The sequence below is a fragment of the Nitrosopumilus ureiphilus genome (assembly GCF_013407185.1).
GTDB classification, from domain to species: Archaea; Thermoproteota; Nitrososphaeria; order Nitrososphaerales; family Nitrosopumilaceae; genus Nitrosopumilus; species Nitrosopumilus ureiphilus.
Genome location: NZ_CP026995.1, coordinates 131,073 through 148,149 on the forward strand (window position 1 = coordinate 131,073; position 17,077 = coordinate 148,149).

Annotated in this window: 19 protein-coding genes; 9 read left to right on the forward strand and 10 right to left on the reverse strand. The window is 27.0% G+C overall.

Annotated elements, in window-relative coordinates; all coding sequences use genetic code 11:
• Window positions 1-56: 56 nt before the first annotated feature.
• From C5F50_RS00730 to C5F50_RS00740, 3 genes are read right to left on the reverse strand one after another with little or no spacing between them, the layout of a single operon-like run.
• On the reverse strand, window positions 57-1,295 hold the full coding sequence (locus C5F50_RS00730) for a class I SAM-dependent methyltransferase (protein ID WP_179371832.1): 1,239 nt from the start codon (window positions 1,293-1,295) through the stop codon (window positions 57-59).
• A gap of 41 nt (window positions 1,296-1,336) precedes the next feature.
• On the reverse strand, window positions 1,337-2,401 hold the full coding sequence (locus C5F50_RS00735; RefSeq protein ID WP_179371833.1) for a glycosyltransferase family 2 protein: 1,065 nt from the start codon (window positions 2,399-2,401) through the stop codon (window positions 1,337-1,339).
• 15 nt (window positions 2,402-2,416) lie between these two features.
• Complete coding sequence (locus tag C5F50_RS00740) at window positions 2,417-3,367, reverse strand: SDR family oxidoreductase (protein WP_179371834.1); 951 nt, start codon at window positions 3,365-3,367, stop codon at window positions 2,417-2,419.
• Window positions 3,368-3,511: 144 nt separating this feature from the next.
• Here C5F50_RS00740 and C5F50_RS00745 point away from each other — a divergent pair, with 144 nt between their 5' ends.
• The 3 genes from C5F50_RS00745 to C5F50_RS00755 are packed head-to-tail and all read left to right on the forward strand — an operon-like array spanning window position 3,512 to window position 6,148.
• Window positions 3,512-4,018, forward strand: coding sequence for a dTDP-4-dehydrorhamnose 3,5-epimerase family protein (locus C5F50_RS00745; RefSeq protein ID WP_179371835.1), 507 nt, complete (start codon window positions 3,512-3,514; stop codon window positions 4,016-4,018).
• A gap of 2 nt (window positions 4,019-4,020) precedes the next feature.
• Window positions 4,021-5,022, forward strand: a complete 1,002-nt coding sequence (gene rfbB / locus C5F50_RS00750; protein ID WP_179371836.1) for a dTDP-glucose 4,6-dehydratase — start codon at window positions 4,021-4,023, stop codon at window positions 5,020-5,022.
• 58 nt (window positions 5,023-5,080) lie between these two features.
• Window positions 5,081-6,148, forward strand: coding sequence for a glucose-1-phosphate thymidylyltransferase (locus C5F50_RS00755; protein WP_179371837.1), 1,068 nt, complete (start codon window positions 5,081-5,083; stop codon window positions 6,146-6,148).
• Window positions 6,149-6,229: 81 nt separating this feature from the next.
• Here C5F50_RS00755 and C5F50_RS00760 read toward each other — a convergent pair whose 3' ends face one another.
• The 4 genes from C5F50_RS00760 to C5F50_RS00775 all read right to left on the reverse strand — a co-directional run bounded on the left by C5F50_RS00760 (window position 6,230) and on the right by C5F50_RS00775 (window position 10,095).
• Window positions 6,230-7,210 carry an NAD-dependent epimerase/dehydratase family protein gene (locus C5F50_RS00760; RefSeq protein ID WP_179371838.1) on the reverse strand — a complete coding sequence of 327 codons (981 nt, stop codon included), beginning with the start codon at window positions 7,208-7,210 and terminating at the stop codon, window positions 6,230-6,232.
• The gene (locus tag C5F50_RS00765) at window positions 7,200-7,889 is read right to left on the reverse strand and encodes a PIG-L deacetylase family protein (protein WP_179371839.1); all 690 of its coding nucleotides are present in this window, start codon (window positions 7,887-7,889) and stop codon (window positions 7,200-7,202) included. Before C5F50_RS00765 ends, C5F50_RS00760 begins: the two co-directional genes overlap by 11 nt.
• 209 nt (window positions 7,890-8,098) lie before the next feature.
• Window positions 8,099-9,049 carry an LpxD N-terminal domain-containing protein gene (locus C5F50_RS13135; RefSeq protein ID WP_179371840.1) on the reverse strand — a complete coding sequence of 317 codons (951 nt, stop codon included), beginning with the start codon at window positions 9,047-9,049 and terminating at the stop codon, window positions 8,099-8,101.
• A gap of 74 nt (window positions 9,050-9,123) precedes the next feature.
• Window positions 9,124-10,095 (reverse strand): glycosyltransferase, encoded by a 972-nt coding sequence (locus C5F50_RS00775; RefSeq protein ID WP_179371841.1) that lies wholly within the window; start codon window positions 10,093-10,095, stop codon window positions 9,124-9,126.
• Window positions 10,096-10,603: 508 nt separating this feature from the next.
• Here C5F50_RS00775 and C5F50_RS00780 point away from each other — a divergent pair.
• A complete protein-coding gene (locus C5F50_RS00780; RefSeq protein WP_280924479.1) occupies window positions 10,604-11,131 on the forward strand; it encodes a sulfotransferase domain-containing protein in 528 nt (175 codons plus the stop codon).
• 31 nt (window positions 11,132-11,162) lie between these two features.
• Window positions 11,163-11,525, forward strand: coding sequence for a hypothetical protein (locus C5F50_RS00785; protein ID WP_179371843.1), 363 nt, complete (start codon window positions 11,163-11,165; stop codon window positions 11,523-11,525).
• A gap of 23 nt (window positions 11,526-11,548) precedes the next feature.
• On the opposite strand, the gene C5F50_RS00790 is transcribed toward C5F50_RS00785, so the two are convergent.
• On the reverse strand, window positions 11,549-12,079 hold the full coding sequence (locus tag C5F50_RS00790; protein WP_179371844.1) for an acyltransferase: 531 nt from the start codon (window positions 12,077-12,079) through the stop codon (window positions 11,549-11,551).
• Window positions 12,080-12,231: 152 nt separating this feature from the next.
• Here C5F50_RS00790 and C5F50_RS00795 point away from each other — a divergent pair, with 152 nt between their 5' ends.
• From C5F50_RS00795 to C5F50_RS00810, 4 genes are read left to right on the forward strand one after another with little or no spacing between them, the layout of a single operon-like run.
• Window positions 12,232-13,935: an HAD-IIIC family phosphatase gene (locus C5F50_RS00795; RefSeq protein ID WP_246282084.1), complete on the forward strand. Its 1,704-nt coding sequence runs from the start codon at window positions 12,232-12,234 to the stop codon at window positions 13,933-13,935.
• On the forward strand, window positions 13,935-14,174 hold the full coding sequence (locus C5F50_RS00800) for an acyl carrier protein (RefSeq protein WP_179371845.1): 240 nt from the start codon (window positions 13,935-13,937) through the stop codon (window positions 14,172-14,174). Before C5F50_RS00795 ends, C5F50_RS00800 begins: the two co-directional genes overlap by 1 nt.
• The gene (locus tag C5F50_RS00805) at window positions 14,167-14,595 is read left to right on the forward strand and encodes a MaoC family dehydratase (RefSeq protein ID WP_179371846.1); all 429 of its coding nucleotides are present in this window, start codon (window positions 14,167-14,169) and stop codon (window positions 14,593-14,595) included. Before C5F50_RS00800 ends, C5F50_RS00805 begins: the two co-directional genes overlap by 8 nt.
• A 24-nt stretch (window positions 14,596-14,619) precedes the next feature.
• Window positions 14,620-14,976 (forward strand): holo-ACP synthase, encoded by a 357-nt coding sequence (locus tag C5F50_RS00810; RefSeq protein WP_179371847.1) that lies wholly within the window; start codon window positions 14,620-14,622, stop codon window positions 14,974-14,976.
• A 20-nt stretch (window positions 14,977-14,996) separates the two neighbouring features.
• Here C5F50_RS00810 and C5F50_RS00815 read toward each other — a convergent pair whose 3' ends face one another.
• Entirely contained in the window at window positions 14,997-16,577 is a 1,581-nt protein-coding gene (locus C5F50_RS00815) for a hypothetical protein (RefSeq protein ID WP_179371848.1), read from the reverse strand.
• A gap of 119 nt (window positions 16,578-16,696) precedes the next feature.
• Window positions 16,697-16,939 carry a helix-turn-helix domain-containing protein gene (locus tag C5F50_RS00820; protein ID WP_179371849.1) on the reverse strand — a complete coding sequence of 81 codons (243 nt, stop codon included), beginning with the start codon at window positions 16,937-16,939 and terminating at the stop codon, window positions 16,697-16,699.
• Window positions 16,940-17,077 lie beyond the last annotated feature (138 nt).

Genomic DNA, 17,077 nt, shown 5'->3' on the forward strand with positions numbered 1-17,077 from the left:
TTTAAATATATCTTATTTTTTTAAATTTCTGAATTTTTTAATTTAAAATTTTTATCCTAAACTAATCGAGGAAATGGAATGGGTACTAAAAATCTCCCTCCATTTTTTCTAAATTGATTTTCTTTTTCAAGAATTTCTTTTTCATAATTCCATGCTAAAAGAAATGCAACCTGCTGTGAACCTTTTTCTACTAAAATTTTAACTGGTTTTACTGGTATGTGCATTCCAGGAGTATACAATCCTTGTTTTAAGGGAGTAGTATCTACGATATGATCTAAAAATTTTGTACCTATATTACAATAATTTAATAAAACATTTCCCTTTGCAGGAGCACCATATCCAAAAATAATCTTTTTCTCTTTCTTTAGTTTTTTTAATTCTTTAATAAGTGATTTTTTTAATCTCGATACATCATCAGAAAATTTTTTGTATGTTTCCAATTTATTAATCCCAAATTTTTCTTCATAATCTATCAATTCTTCTACATATTTTCTTGGTTTGAAATTATTTTTTTTAGCAGCAAAAACTCTTATGGTTCCACCATGTACTTTTTGTTTTTTAACATTGAATATCTCAAACTCATTATCGGTCATTAATTTTTTTAATGATCCCAACGAAAAATATGATAAATGTTCATGATAAACGGTATCAAATTCTAATTTTTGAATTAAATCTAAAAGATATGGTACTTCAAATACAAAAATTCCTTCATCCTTTAATAGAAGTTTTACACATTTCATTAATTCCTGTAAATCATCAATATGTCCAAAAACATTGTTAGCAACAATTACTATTGCTTTATTATCTATAGAAATTTTTTTTGCGATCTTGTATGTCAAAAAAGCATTTTCAGTTGGAATTCCTAAATCATTTGCAATTTTTGCAATGTTTTTTGCTGGTTCTATACCCAAAACATTAGTTCCTAATTTTTTAAATTCTTGGAGCAATGAACCATCATTACTTCCAATTTCAATAACCAGTGGATTATCTTTTTTCATCAAAAATTCATGATATATATCACACGCATATTTTTTAAAATGAGTTACTATGGGTTTGCTTGCACTAGTCAAATAAAGATATTGTTTAAACAAAAATTCTTTATCAACAATATCTAACAGCTGTAAAAGAAAACAATTTTTACATAAAAATAATCGTAGTGGAAATTTATTTTCAACTTTTTCTAAATCTTCTTTTTTTATAAACGCATTTGCTAAAGGTTGCTCGCCTAGATCTAATATTAATTCTAAATTTTGACTAGAACAAATTCTACACTTATTTTTTTTATAAAATTTCATTATAACAGTGAACAGGTTTGTATGATTGAATATATTGATTACTACATGTCTTTTGAAATTTTATAAAATCCTGCAATCTTGCATAGAATCTTTAATAATTTATTAAATTTTTCAATATTCTCAGTTTCAGAGACTTCTAATGGCGTTTCAATTGTACAACAAAACGATTCAAAAATTTGTTCGTCCTGAACCTTTTTTATTTTTCTTATAGTTTTTCGTCTTTTTCTAATATGATTACTTAGTCTAATTATTCCTAAATAACTTCTCAGTTTTTTTACAAGCATTTTTTTTTTGGTAAAAAATACAATTAATCCAATTTCAATAATCAATAAAGAGGGTAATAATTTTAATATTGTTTTTGTTTCGTAGTTAGATAAAAGTACAACCCATCTATTTCTTTCCAATAAATAAAACTTTTCACCACTCCATTTCCATTGTGCACTTCCATAATGATATACAATGGATTCTGGAACATAATATGATCTATAATTTAATAATCTGGCACGCCATCCTAGATCTAAATCTTCATTATATGCAAATAATTTTTCATCAAATAAACCAACTTTATCAAAAATTTCTTTTGGACAAAATAAACAAGTTCCAGCGGCAAATCCAATCTCTTCAATTATATTATATTGTAAGAGGTCTTTTTTCCCCTTTTCTCTAGAGAAACCAAAGCCAAAAATATTTATCAAATTTCCCGCACTATCTATGATGCTTCTATCTTTCATTTTCAAAAATTTTGGTTGATATAGACCCTCCCCTTTATTCATATATGCTTCAAATAAATAATCTAACCATTTTGGAGCAACAATCAAATCATTATTTAATAATACAATAAATTCTCCATTGGCATTTCTTATTCCAATGTTTAATCCCTCTGAAACTCCCACATTTTCCTTATTTAGTATGAAATTACATTCATGATATTTTTTCGAGAATTTTTCACCACTTTTATCTGGTGAATCATTATCTACTACTATGATCTCATAATCTTGCTTGGTTTCTTTAAAAATTGATTCTAAACAATTTTCTAAAAACTTTTCACCATTGTAGTTAAGAATAATGATTGAAACTAATCCTTTTTTTACATCGATTTTAGTCATATTATGTCAATTTTTCTATTTTTTTTCTGATGTTTCACCTATAAGTTCTGGTTCTTCTTTTTTTATCTGATTATGCATAATCTCTATTGCCTGTTCTATTTCCAAAAGCTTTATTCCCTTTTTCACTATTTTTTCACAGTTTAAACATGATTGTAGTGGTCGTATGGCAATTTGCTTTAACTCTTTAGATGAACAAGGTACAATAAAATTATCTAAATATCCAAATGTTTTTGCTATTTTTTTAGAAAAATCTAATCTATTAATACAAGAAAGACCCGATGTATGAAAAACCCCCTGCATGTCTTTTTTTATCAGCTCTATGATATTTTCTGCTAAATTGTCTGCTAAAGTAGGTGTACTAAACTGATCATCTACAATTGACAATTTCTGCTTTTCATTTAATTTTTTTAAAATCCATAAAGCAAAATTCCTTGTCTTTACTGAATTATCTCTTACTTGAAGATATTTTGAAGGCATCCAACCAAATAAAACACTGGGTCGTAATATCAAATAATTTGAAACTTCAGAAGCTATTTTTTCGCTTTCTAACTTTGTTTTTCCATAAATATTCACAGGATTGGGTTCATCATCTTCTACATACTGATTCTTCTCTCCTGAAAAAACTGCATCAGTAGAAATATGAATAAATTTAGATCCTAATTGTTGTGCAATTTTTGCAAGATTTTTTGTACCTATTACATTAACCTCATATGCCTCTTCTCTGAATTGCTCACAATAATCGACGTTTGTCATGGCAGCAGCATTTACAATAATATCTGGTTTTAATTCAAGAATTTTTTGACAATCTTTTTCATCTACAATGTTTATTTTTATAATTTCTGTATTTTTAGAGACAATCAAATTTTTGTTATAAGTAGAATAAAGTTCAAAACAACTACCATTTTCTAATAATTTATAGCCTAATAAACTACTTCCACCTACTACTAACATTCTTTTTTTATTCATTAATTACAAATCAAATTTGGATCTGATAAAAACTTTTTAAATTACATCTTGAGCTTTTTAGAAAATCGTTTCAATCAAATACACTTTAAAAAAATTCATTAACTAATACTAAACAATATTAACATATAATTTAGTTGATATTATATGGATTTACAAATAAAGAATTATGATCTCGGGGTACAAGTTTTATTTCCTAAAATAAATAATGATGAACGTGGTTTTGTTACTGAAATCTTTAGAAATGATTGGAATGGGTTTTTTGGACAAGACAAACCCAATCAAATTAACATCTCAAAAAGTAATCCTGGAATCATTCGAGCTTGGCATAGGCATAAAAGAAATCAAGTAGATTTTTTTACTGTTTTAAAAGGTTCTATGAAGATCTGTGTTTATGATAACAATAAAGAATCAAAAACTTTTGGAAAATTGGTAGAAATTATTGCAGGTGAAGATAACTTACAAATTATTAAAGTTCCAGGAAATTTTTGGCATGGAACGAAAACTATTGGAAATCAACCCTCTTACACGATTTATTTTATAAATAATTTATACGTTTATGAAAATCCTGATGAAGAAAGAATTCTTTGGAATGATCCATCTATTATTGATCCTAGAACAAAAAGACCATATGATTGGAATAATGTGAGTTAGTAATGAAATTTCTTGTATGCGGTGGTTATGGTTTCATTGGAAGTACGTTTATCAAAAATCACCTGAAAAAATTTCCACAAGATACTATTGTCAATATAGATAATCTCACAATAGGTTCAAACAAACTTAATTTATCTGAAATCCACAATCAAAATTATTCCTTCATTAAAGAGAATATGCAAAATGTTACAGAAATTGAAAAACTTTCCAAAGATGTTGATGTAATAATAAATTTTGCTGCTGAAACACATGTAGATAGAAGTATTGCAAACCCAAAACCGTTTATTGAAACAAATATTCTAGGTACATATTCACTTCTAGAATCTTCAAGAAAATATAATAAATTATTTGTCCATATCTCCACTGATGAAATATATGGAGATTTGGAAAATAAAACGTCTTTTAACGAAGATGATATTCTAAAACCCAGTAATCCATATTCTGCAACTAAAGCTGCAGCTGATTTACTTGTAGGTGCATATAGAAGAACTTATGGAATAGATTGTATTATTACAAGATGCACTAATAATTTTGGCCCAAATCAGTTCCCAGAAAAACTTATCCCAAAAACAATTATCCGTGCATTGAAAAATCTTAAAGTTCCCCTTTATGGCGATGGAAATCAAATCAGAAGTTGGATTTATGTTTATGATCATGTTGATGCTGTTGACTCTTTAATTAGTAAAGGAAGAATTGGTGAAATTTACAACATTACTGCATGGAATGAAATTTCTAATAAAAATATTGTAGAAAAAACCCTTCAATTTATGGATAAATCTTCTGATTTGATTGAATTTGTACCAGATAGACCTGGACATGACAAGCATTACTCTATTGATTCATCAAAAATTAAAAATGAAATTAATTGGAATCCAAAATATGACTTTGATGATGCTTTACATGAAACTGTAAATTGGTATATTAAAAACAAACTGTGGTGGGAACCGCTAGTTGATGAAAAAACACTTCATCCTCAACCTTGGACATTAAACTGGAATAATTAGAGTTGAATTACAAAACAACTAAGATGAATTTAATTATAGATAAAACCGATTTAATGAAATGAAAGGAATTATTTTACATGGAGGACATGGAACTAGATTACGTCCTTTAACTCATACTGGCCCAAAACAACTTCTTCCTATTGCTAATAAACCAATGTCCGAATATTGTTTAGAATCTTTAAGAAATGCTGGAATTACTGATATTGCAGTAATAATTGGCGGAATTGGTTCAAACAAAGTACAAGAATATTATGGTGACGGTAAAGATTTTGGCGTAAAATTATCCTATATCACACAAGATTTTCCAAAAGGAATTGCTCATGCAGTAAGACTCTGTAAAGATTTTGTTGGAAAAGAAAAATTTGTTGTTTTTTTAGGTGATAATATTATTCAAAAAGATATTAACGAATATGTGAACGATTTTGTAAATTCAAATGATGCAGCATCTATTCTATTATGTGAAGTTGATAATCCCTCTCAGTTTGGAATTGCAGAAATAAAAAATGAAAAAATTATCAAATTAATTGAAAAACCTAAAAATCCTAAAACTAACTTAGCTGTTACTGGAATTTATTTTTTAACTCCTATAATTTTTGATCTTATTGATAATCTTGAACCTTCATGGAGAAATGAATTTGAAATTGTCGATGCACTTCAAATGTTGTTAGATATTAATAAAAAAATTCGTTATTATATGATAACTGATTTTTGGAAAGATACTGGAACACCAGAAGATATCCTTCAAGCCAATAAAATAATTCTTGAAAATATGAAATCTTGTTCTTTTGGAACTAATGATGATACAGTTGTAATTGAAGGAAATGTTGTAATTGGAGAAGGTACAATAATTAAAAATGGTTCTAAAATAATTGGCCCAGTTATAATTGGAAAAAATTGTATTGTTTCTGATAATTCGTATATAGGTCCAAACACTAGTGTTGGTGATAACACACACTTATCATATTGCACTGTAAAAAATTCAATTATAATGTCTGACTGTATAATTGATTGTAATATAAAAATAAAAAACAGTATTATTTCATCCAATTCTAAAATCTCAAAAATTGAATCTAATAATGAAGAAAAAGTTTTCTTACTTGGTGAAGGCACAAAAATTAATTTATAGTAAAATTTTAAAAAATAAAAATAATAAAATTCAGTAATTTTTAGAAATTTTAAAATTTAAATTAAAAAATTAATATGTTTTTTAAATCCAATCTGGAACTATATTTTCATGATTTGCTAACCATTCAAAATATTCTTTTATTCCTTGATTCAATGAAATTTTAGGTTCCCAATTAAGATATTTTTTCATTAATGTAACGTCTGCATATCCGCCTAATGGATCACCTTTGGGATGTGGTTTGTAGTGAATTGGAACTTCTTCAATATTTTCAAAAACATACTTCACAATTTCATTAACCGTTGTTGGTTTTCCTGTTCCTGAATTAAAAAATTTACCATTTGTTGAATCTTTATCTATAGAACGAACTACTGATTCTGCAATATCTGCAACATGTGTAAAATCACGAATTTGATTTCCATCTCCAAAAACTGTAATTGGTTTTCTTTTTTTTGCTAACATGGAAAATATGGCAATTGCCCAACTATGACTTCCTAATTTGGGAGTTTGTGGAGATCCATAAACGCTAAAAAATCTAATTGAGGTTGTTGGCAAATCATAAAGTTCATTGTATAATCTAGTTTGTTGTTCTCCCCAATATTTTGAAAGTCCATAATTAGAAACTGGGAAACATGCATCACTCTCTTTAAAGATCTGTCCTTTGGGCTCACCATAAACTGAGGCCGATGATACAAAAATAAATTTTTGAATCTCTTCTTTTTTACAAATCTCTAGAATATTTTGTGTTGCTTTAACATTCGTTTGAAATTCATCATGTGGATTTCTAACACATGCACCTACATCTGCTAATGCTGCAGCATGTATAACAACATCATTATTTTTGATTAATTCTGAAATTAGTTCATTGTTGTTAATATCTCCTTTAACAAATCGCACACTTTCCATATTTCCTACACCATATTCATGCAAATAATCAAATGGATATGCTGAAAGATTATCAATAACAGTAATTTTTGCTTCACGTTCATCTAATTTTTTAACTATGTTACTACCAACACATCCAGCACCACCTGTTACCAAAATTGATTTATTTTTAATATTCATGTATGATATTCCTTATTATGACAAACGTTTCACATAATTTTTCACCTATTGAATTTCCTCTATATTTAGCAACTGTTTTCAAGGATTCTATGGATCTAGGATGATTTCCAGATCTAACTTCATCTTTATAACAATTGTATGCATTAATTTTCAGTTTTAGATCTTGTTCTGTAATTACATTGAATTCTGTCGGATTGAAATTCTCATTTAATCTTCCTGACCAATTTGTAGATGATGGAACTTCATAACACAAAATTTTTTCTACCCCTTCCCAACTGTTTTTTGTTTTTATTCCTCTTATTTGATGTGGTCTGCAAGCAACCATTGTAGAATCAAAAACAAATCTATGATCTTGATGTGCATCTCCATAAAAATGAGTATAAACAATTGTAGGTTTAATTTTTACAATAATCTCTGCTAATTTAGAATTAACTTTTAACTTTGATTCTAAATCAAATTGACCTGATTTACAACCTAACCAAAATAAATTCTCTTTTTTAATATTAAAAACATTAAGCGCTCTATAAGCTTGTTCTTTTAATTTCGGTTGAATTGGTTTATGACCAACAGAAAATAAAACTATGAAAACATTGTCCCCATTTCTAATATGCTTTGCAATAGTTCCACCTGCACCTAACACCTCATCATCTGGATGTGCTCCAATAACAAGAATATTCATTAAATTAATACCTATAATGGACTTTATTAATAGTATCTACAAGGAAATTACTTGTTTTATTCTTTGTTATGTTGGAAGGTCAAAAATTTAATTCTTTTAATCTTCACATACAAATTTCATTAAAAAATTATATGTTTGTATATCAATTCATTGATTGATTTTTTAATTTAATTAGATTAAATGAACTGAAATTAAAAAATATATTAAATTTATTTATTATTTTTAATTTTTTCTGGACTACCTGTACGATCATATTTTTTTCTAGATGAAATAACTTTTGCTGGTAATCCAAAGGATACTGAATTTTTTGGTATATCTTTAGTAACTACTGAACCTAAACCAATTAAAGAATTTCTCCCAACTGTTTTTTGATTTCTTATTCTTGTCCCAATTGATAAAAAAACATTATCTTCAATTATACAACTACCTCCAACAACAGACTCTGCAACTATGTAACAATTTTTTCCAATTTTGGCATTGTGTCCAATATGTACTAAATTATCAATTTTTGTTCCATTTCCAATTTTTGTTTCCTCCATGATTGCTCTGTCAATACAAGTGTGTGATCCTATTCTGACATTATCTTCAATGACGACACTTCCTATATGTGGAAATTCTTCCCATATCCCTTTTTCATTTTCTTCAAATCCAAATCCATCATAACCAATAGTAGCAAATGGTTTTATTGTAACATTATTTCCAATACACGTTTTTCCAGAAATTGAAACATGTGAATGTATAATAGTATTATTTCCAATAGATACCTCACTCCCAATATAACAATATGCTCCAATATGTACATCTTTTCCGATTAATTTTGTTCTTACATTCGCAGTCGTGTGTATTCCTTTTAATTCATTATTTAACTGAAAAAATTTTTTGATACAACGAATAAACCATATTCGGGGGTTTTCAACAAAAATTAAAGTAGATTTTTTTGTTTTAATGTTATTTTTTAAACTAGAATGACATAGAATGACGGAAGCATTTGATTTTTTTATTTCTTCTAATCCTTTTTTTCCTAAATATGTGCAAAATGAGAATTCATTTTTTTTTGCTGAAGATATAGGCGCATATCCTCTAATTTTAATCTCTTTTTGATTAATAATTGAATATTTTTTTTTAGAAATATAAGATAAAATTTCTGATAGTAAAATCATACTTTCCAAAATTTTTCTTACAATTCATTACTTTCAAACTTATTTATTAATTTCCATTTTATTTTGTCAAAATATCATAATAATGCCTTCATAAGATCTAATAATGATTCGACAGCTTTTTTATTAGTAAATTTTTTTAATGTATATTCTCTTCCTGCGCCTGCAATTTTTTTCCATTTGTTATTTTGAGGATCTGATAAATATTTTTCAAATTTTTCAATATAGTTGTCCTTATCGATAGAAATAACCGTCTTCTCATCTTCATATCCTAAAAATTCTCCTCTATTTTTCTTTGTAATTTCCATAAAAGTAAGACATCCAGCAGCTGGAATTTCCCAATATTTTATTAGAGGATTATATGTACATGCGGCAATAGCAGAACAATATTTTTGTAATAACAATGGATATTTATCACCAACATATTCGTGTTGGAGTGTATGTGTGTAATCAACATATGGAAGTTTATTGCATAAGGTTCTAAGCTTATAACACCCTAAAGCATTCCATTTTGGATTTCGTATTTTGTTAATTATTCTTGAAGTAATTTTCATGTTTCCAACATTTCCTGAATTAAGAATTTTGTTTGATATTCTTTTGTCATAAGGTATTATATTTTCATATAGACTTGATTCAAGACCAAAAATTATTGTTTTATACTTAAAATTTGATGGGTATTGTTCATGAAAAAAATCTTTATGGTGAAAATGAAAATAATAATCAATCTTCCATTTTTTGTGAAATTTTATGGATTTTTTTGCTCCTGCCGGATCTGCCCCTTTAGCAATGACAGGCATGTCTAATTCTTGAATACCTTTAATCTCTGAAGGCATTCCATAATCGTTATTTTCCCAAAGGAGTATTATATCAAATTTATTTTTTAAAGCTGATGCATCAAAAATTTCTTTTGTTGGAAAATCTTTTATTTCAATCTCTTTATTTTGTCTAAGGGCTTTCATAAAAAAATTATAGTATGTATTATCATAGTGTTTTCCAGAAAGATATACATTATTTTCATGATAAATGAATGCAACTCTAATCTTTTTCATTTTTATTTCTTAAATTAGTAAAAAATCTATTAAATGTAAATCTGTCTACTAATCATACAAAATAATTAAAATTGATTTGTCATACTTGAATAATTATGAGTTGTTATACTCTATTTTTATGACTGTAAACTTGATAAACAGATTAGTCAAATCATAATGTGTGATAAATTATGAAATATCTGATAAATAATAAAATTATTCATAAGATGTTTCAAAAATTATATTATGAATTTTATCAAAGAAATATCTATGCACTAATTGGCCCAATCAGATCCTTGCCTGATTTTATAATAATTGGAACAGCTAGAAGTGGAACTACTTCCTTATACTATAATATTTGTCAACATCCATGTGTTCTTCCTGCATCATATGATGAAATAGGATTTTTCGATAATAATTTTCATTTGGGTTTGAACTAGTATCGCTCAATGTTTCCTACACAATTTTCAAAATGGGTTATTAGAAATAAAAAAAATATGCAATCACAGGAGAAGATACACCTTTTTACATTTGGAATCCACTAGCAGCAAAACGTATTTCAAAAATTCTCCCAAACGTGAAATTAATTACTCTTTTTAGAAATCCTGTAGATAGAGCTTATTCCAATTATTATCTAGGTATTAGAGCGGGTTCGGAAAATTTATCATTTGAAGATGCAATTCAAGTTGAATTGACTAGTTTGAAAAATCCTGAAATTGCTTCAGAAAATAATCTTGAAAAATATACTAATCCAAGATCATATATCGCTAAGGGATTTTATGCAGATCAGCTAAAAATTTGGTTAAAATTATTCCAACATGAACAACTATTCATTACTTCTACAGAAGATTTTGAATCTAAGCCTCAAAAAACATTAGATGACATCTATGATTTCTTACAAATTCCAAAAAATCTTGTAATAAATCTTGAAAAATATAAAGTATCTTCATATCCAAAGATGAAAAGTGAAACACGAGAATTTTTAGTTGATTTTTATAAAATACATAATGCTAAGTTATTTAATATGATTGGACGAAAATTTGATTGGGATAAATAATTTTTTTAAGAACTATCATAATTAAATAGAGTTGAACTTAGAGTTTGAAAAGCAAATTGAAGATAAACGGGGAAGAATATTATTTCTAAAATTTGGTAGAAAAAACATTAATCTAATTGAAATCAAGAAGAGTTTTGCAAGGGGTGGACATTTTCATCAAACTGAAACTAGTCATTTTTTGATTTCAGGAAAAATTGAATATTATACAGAAAATATCAAAACAGGATTAGAAAAAGTTTCAATAATCTCTTCACCTAATATAATTAATGTACAACCTAACATTGCTCATTTACTTATTGCTAAAGAAGATTCATTATTTTTTGAAGTCTTTGAAAATTATGAAGATACAGTTTTTCATAAATACAGAAAAATAGTTGAAGATCTAATGAAATAATTCTCTTAAATTGTAACATATGTTCAGTGATCAATTTTCTTTATCACTCTTCCTGGATTTCCTACAACAACACAATAATCTGGTACATCTTTTGTTACTACACTTCCAACAGAAATTATGCTATTTTCTCCAATAGTTACGCCAGCTGTAACTATTGAACCTGGAAATAACACTGCACCTGATTTTATTTTTACTTCTGCAACTTTTCTAGGAAATTCACCATTTTTTAAAAATAAATTAGCAGCTGGATTGGTATGTGCAAAAACTATTACATTTGAACCAAAAGTAACATTATTTCCAATACTCACTAAATGGGGATAAATCAAATCTAATTGGACATATGCAGAAAAATGACAATTTTTTCCAATTTTGACTCCTCTTAATCGTTGGATTTTTGCTGTGGTTTCTGAATGTGGACATGAATAAGCAATGGAATGCAATATCCACGAACGAAGAAATTTCATCTTCATTCTAAAATTGCCAAAAGTTCCACTATATCCATAATATTCCATTAGTTCCTTTTCGTTAACTGAAGTAGGGTTCTCATCTTCCATATGCTTATTCTATTCAAGCTTAATTTTAAATCTAAACTTATCTGATTATAATTACCGATAACTCAATCATAAACAACAAATACTAAAAATTGAAATATCATTATATATTGGATGAAAAGAAATTATCGTACTATTTAACAAAAAGTAAATCATTGGAAAATAATTTTGAAAAAAGTACTAGAATAGCAATTTTAAGTAGTTTTACTCTAAATGGAATAGAAGAAATTTTTAAAGTAAAATGTGCTGAGAAAAAAATTAATTGTGTAACTTATCTAGGTGGTTATAATCAATATAATCAAGAAATCTTAAATTCTGAAAGTAAACTTTATCAATTTAACCCTGATATTGCATTTCTAATTTTAGATACTAGAAGTCTTTTAGGCGATTTGTGGTATTCTCCATATTCACTTGATGCAAAACAACGAAAAGAATTTATCGAAAAAAAATTTGAGGAAATAAAAAACTTAATTCAAACATTTATGAGTATATCAAAATCAAAACTTATTATTTCTAATTTCCCTATTCCAACAAAATCTAATTATGGAATTTTTGAGACAAAATCAAAATTTGGTTTTCAAAAAATGATTGCTACATTAAATGAATATTTACAAGATTTTATTTCAAATTTGGATCCTGTATACTTGTTTGATATGAATGGTTTTGTAACTAGACATGGTGAAAATAATGTTTTTGATCCAAAACAGTTTCTTTTTGGAGATATCAAAATTTCTCTTGACTTTATTCCTCATTTAACAAATGATTTGATTGGATATGTAATCGCAACTTTGGGTTTGGCTAAAAGATGTATTGTCTTAGATTTGGATAATACATTATGGGGTGGAATTGTTGGTGAAGATGGTTTTGATGAAATTAAATTAGGATCTGGACCTCCTGGAAATGCCTTTGTCGAATTTCAAAAATATCTATTGGGACTATATGATCGTGGAATTCTACTTGCCATAAATAGTAAAAATAATCCAGATGATGCACTTGAAGTAATTGAAAAACATCCAGACATGATCCTTCGAAAAAAATATTTTGCATGTATGAAAATTAATTGGAATGATAAAGTATCAAATATGAAAGAAATTTCAGAAGAACTAAATTTTGGCCTTGAAAATTTTGTTTTTATTGATGATGATCCGATAAATAGAGAATTTATGAAATCCAGCCTTCCACAAGTTTTAACTGTTGATCTCACCCCGGATCCTTCAAAACATGTAAAAATTTTAGAAGAAATGAATGATTTTAATGTCTTAAAAATAACTTATGAAGATTCTAAAAGAGGTTTGATGTATTCTCAACAAAAAGAAAGAAAAGATTTTGAAAAATTATCTTCCAATCTTCAAGATTTTCTTAAAAATATGGAATTAAAAGTAACTATAAAAAAAGCTGATAATTTCACTATTCCTAGAATTTCCCAATTGATTCTTAAAACTAATCAGTTTAATCTAACTACAAAAAGATATTCATTAGAAGATATCCAAAAATTTTCTCAGGATGACAATATGTTGATTGGATGTGCTCAAGTTGAAGATAAATTTGGAGATAATGGAATTGCTGGTGCATTTATTGTTCAAAAAAATGGGACAAAAGAATGGATATTAGACACTTTTCTTTTGAGTTGTAGAGTAATGGGACGTGAAATTGAAAAAAGTATCCTTGGATATATTGTTAAAACAGCAAAAGATTCTGGTGTAGAAAAAATCAAGGCAAATTTTATTCCAACACAAAAGAATAAACCTATTGAAAATTTCTTACCTGATTGTGGATTCAAAAAACAGGATAATTCCTGGATAATTTTATTAAATGAAACATTTCAAATACCTGATTTTATTACAGTTGAAGAAAAATAATGTCTGAAAAACTTTATGGAATTATTGCAAAAGTTATGGATATACCCATCAATGAAATTAATGACAATTCAAGTCCAGAAACAATTCCTAGTTGGGATTCTTTTAATTCTTATATTTTGTTGGATGAATTAGAGACTGAATTTAAAACTGAATTTACAATTGATGAAGTTACGGAAACAAAAAATGTTTCCGATATCAAAAAACATCTAAAGAATCATGGGATTATTTTATATGACTGAAATTCCATCTGAACATAATTTTGAAGATCTTTTTATAGGTCAAAAAATAACTTTTTCTCAAAAAATAAATGAATCAATATTAACTGACTTTGCAACAATCAGTGGAGATTTTAACCCTCTACATATGAATAAGGAATATGCTGCAAACACAAATTTTGGAAAAAGAGTTTGTCATGGAATGCTTTTAGCCTCTTTTTTTTCACAACTTGTTGGAATGTATTTACCAGGAAAAAATTCATTATATTTTTCACAATCATTGAATTTTAGAAATCCCTGTTATTTAGGAGATGAAATAGTTGTAGAAGGTGAGATTATTGAAAAAAAATCTGCCTTAAAATTAATTACTCTGAAAACAACTATTCATAATAAAACTGGAAAATGCTTAATCGATGGAATAGCAAAAGTTATTGTGAGAGAATGATTTTCAAATTTTGATCAAAATAATATGATTGAAAATTTTGGTGTAGGAATTGATATAATAGATATAACACGATTTGAAAAAACATCTTTTTCAAAAAAACCAAATTTTTACAAGAAACTATTCCTTCCATCTGAAATCCAATACTGTTTAAAATTCAAAAAACCTGCAGAACATTTTGCTGGAAAATTTGCTATTAAAGAATCTCTAAAAAAATCAATTCTTGAGCCTATATCTTTTCTTGATATTGAAACTTACCATTCAAATACAAAACTAAAGATAAAACTTCTAAATGATTTAAATAAGAAATATACAGTTTTAGGTTCCATTAGCCATGAAAAGAACTTTGCAATTGGTATTGTAATTTCTGAAAAACTAAATTAGTTAACAAGACGTTTTAAAATTTAATTTTTAATTTGAAATTTTGCAAATTTTTCATAATCAATTTTATACGCTTTTACGTGATATTGAAAGCCTTTTTCTGTAGAATCGTATTCTTTAATCAGATAAGGAAATTCTACTTCATTGTAAAAAACATCATTAAGAAACTCTAATTTGTTTTGTTTTCCATCAGTTACTATATGTGTTAATCCTTCGTCTTTGGAATTTTCTATATATTCAACTAATGTTGAAAAACTGTTTGGGGAAATTTTCTTTATTTCAAATGATTGGTTATAACTAGTTTCTTTTGGTAATGGTATTTCAGGCCAATTATTTTCTAAATCTGCAACATGAATGTATTTACTCTCTGGAACATAATGATTTATCCCACCTGCAATACTAACAATGTCTTTTGCAATCAAATATGATTCTTTTTCATGTTCATAATCTATTTTTTTGTAATCCAGAAAGATCAATGATGATAATAAGATGCCCGAAATTATTATAATGATGAATAAATTTTCTTTTTTAATTTTCTCACAAACTTTTTTAATTGTTAATGAAGACATTAAACAAAAGATTGGAAATATTATGTATAGATATCTTGTTTCTTCTATTCCCCTCCCATACAAATAAAATGCTGGAATCAACATTGTTAAACCAAATACAATAATTGTGACCATTTTATAATCTCTATTTTGAAACAACAAAAAAAACCCAATTGGAGCAAATAATACAAATGTTGGAATCAATACCCACCCCAAAAATTTTACTAAGTTAATTATTCCTAAACTAACAAACAATACAAATCTGTTTTGTTCTAAATTTTCTCCATAAATTGGATCATCAGTATCTGGAATACCTTCAATAATGTGAGCTGAAACATAATTAATTCCTCCACTAAATATGGGACTAATGATTCCATCATCTCCTGTAGCTTCATACATTGCATATGTCATTGGAAAAATTGTTAGGAAAAATACTCCACTTAACAAAAACATTTTTTGAATAATTTTACCATCTTTTCTATATCTAGCAAAGAATATTGCCAAAAATGGAATTAAAATCAAAAATCCTTCATAACGAATTATAGCAAATAAAGCCAATGTAATAAATGATAATAAAATTATTGTGAAGCGTTTACTTAAAAATAAAAACAATGAAAGTGTTCCAAGTAAAATATAGCTTGGTTCAACAATTCCTAATAATGAATTTGTAATTATTCTAGGATCAAATGCAAAAAATGCAGCACCTATAATCGCAAATTTTTTATCAACAAATCTATTACATAAAAGATAAACAGGAATGATTGTTAAAACAGAAATTGTAATTGTTAAAAAACGTTGTAAATATGTAAATTCCAAGAAATTTTGTGAGTTGAATACTGAAAAGAATAATGAGAGAAAAACCGGCCATCCATTGTTTGTCAAGTCCCAGCCAATAGGTAATTGACCTTGTTGACTCACAACTACAGCATATGAAAAATAATCTATACTATCATAAATAATTGGTAAATCAAACGGAAAATAATACAGCCTAATTACTAATCCAATTAATCCGATTACAGATAAGGAAAAAATTGGCTTGTTTATCATTAATTTCAAAAAATAGTTCAATTTTGCTTTGTGATTCCTCTTGATTTTTTAAATGTGTCTCGACAATTTGAGTAGACCTCTGTTTTTAGTACCACTTTTTGCATAATTTTACGTAAAGTTACTTTCATTTATGTTTCATCCACCTCTATGATTCGCTTGAGAGAGCTTTCTTTTTGAAGGGATTTGTGACCATCATCTTTTGATATTTCATTAAGTGATGCTTTACCTGCTTCGATGAATTTTTTCACCCATTGATAAAATGTTGCGGAAGATTCTGTGTTTTCTGCACAATTCAACAATACTGGTGTTTGTACTAATAATTCCATTACTATTTTTATCTTCTCTGAAAGGGTGAATTTACTTATTCTCATAAGTGTAAACCCCCACAATATCATCTGAAAAGTGTATAATTACAAGTGGTCCTATTTTAGAGGGGTCTAGACCACAATATCTAATCCAACCATCCTGAAATGAGTCTTCTATGATTTAATTATATCAAAGAAAATTAA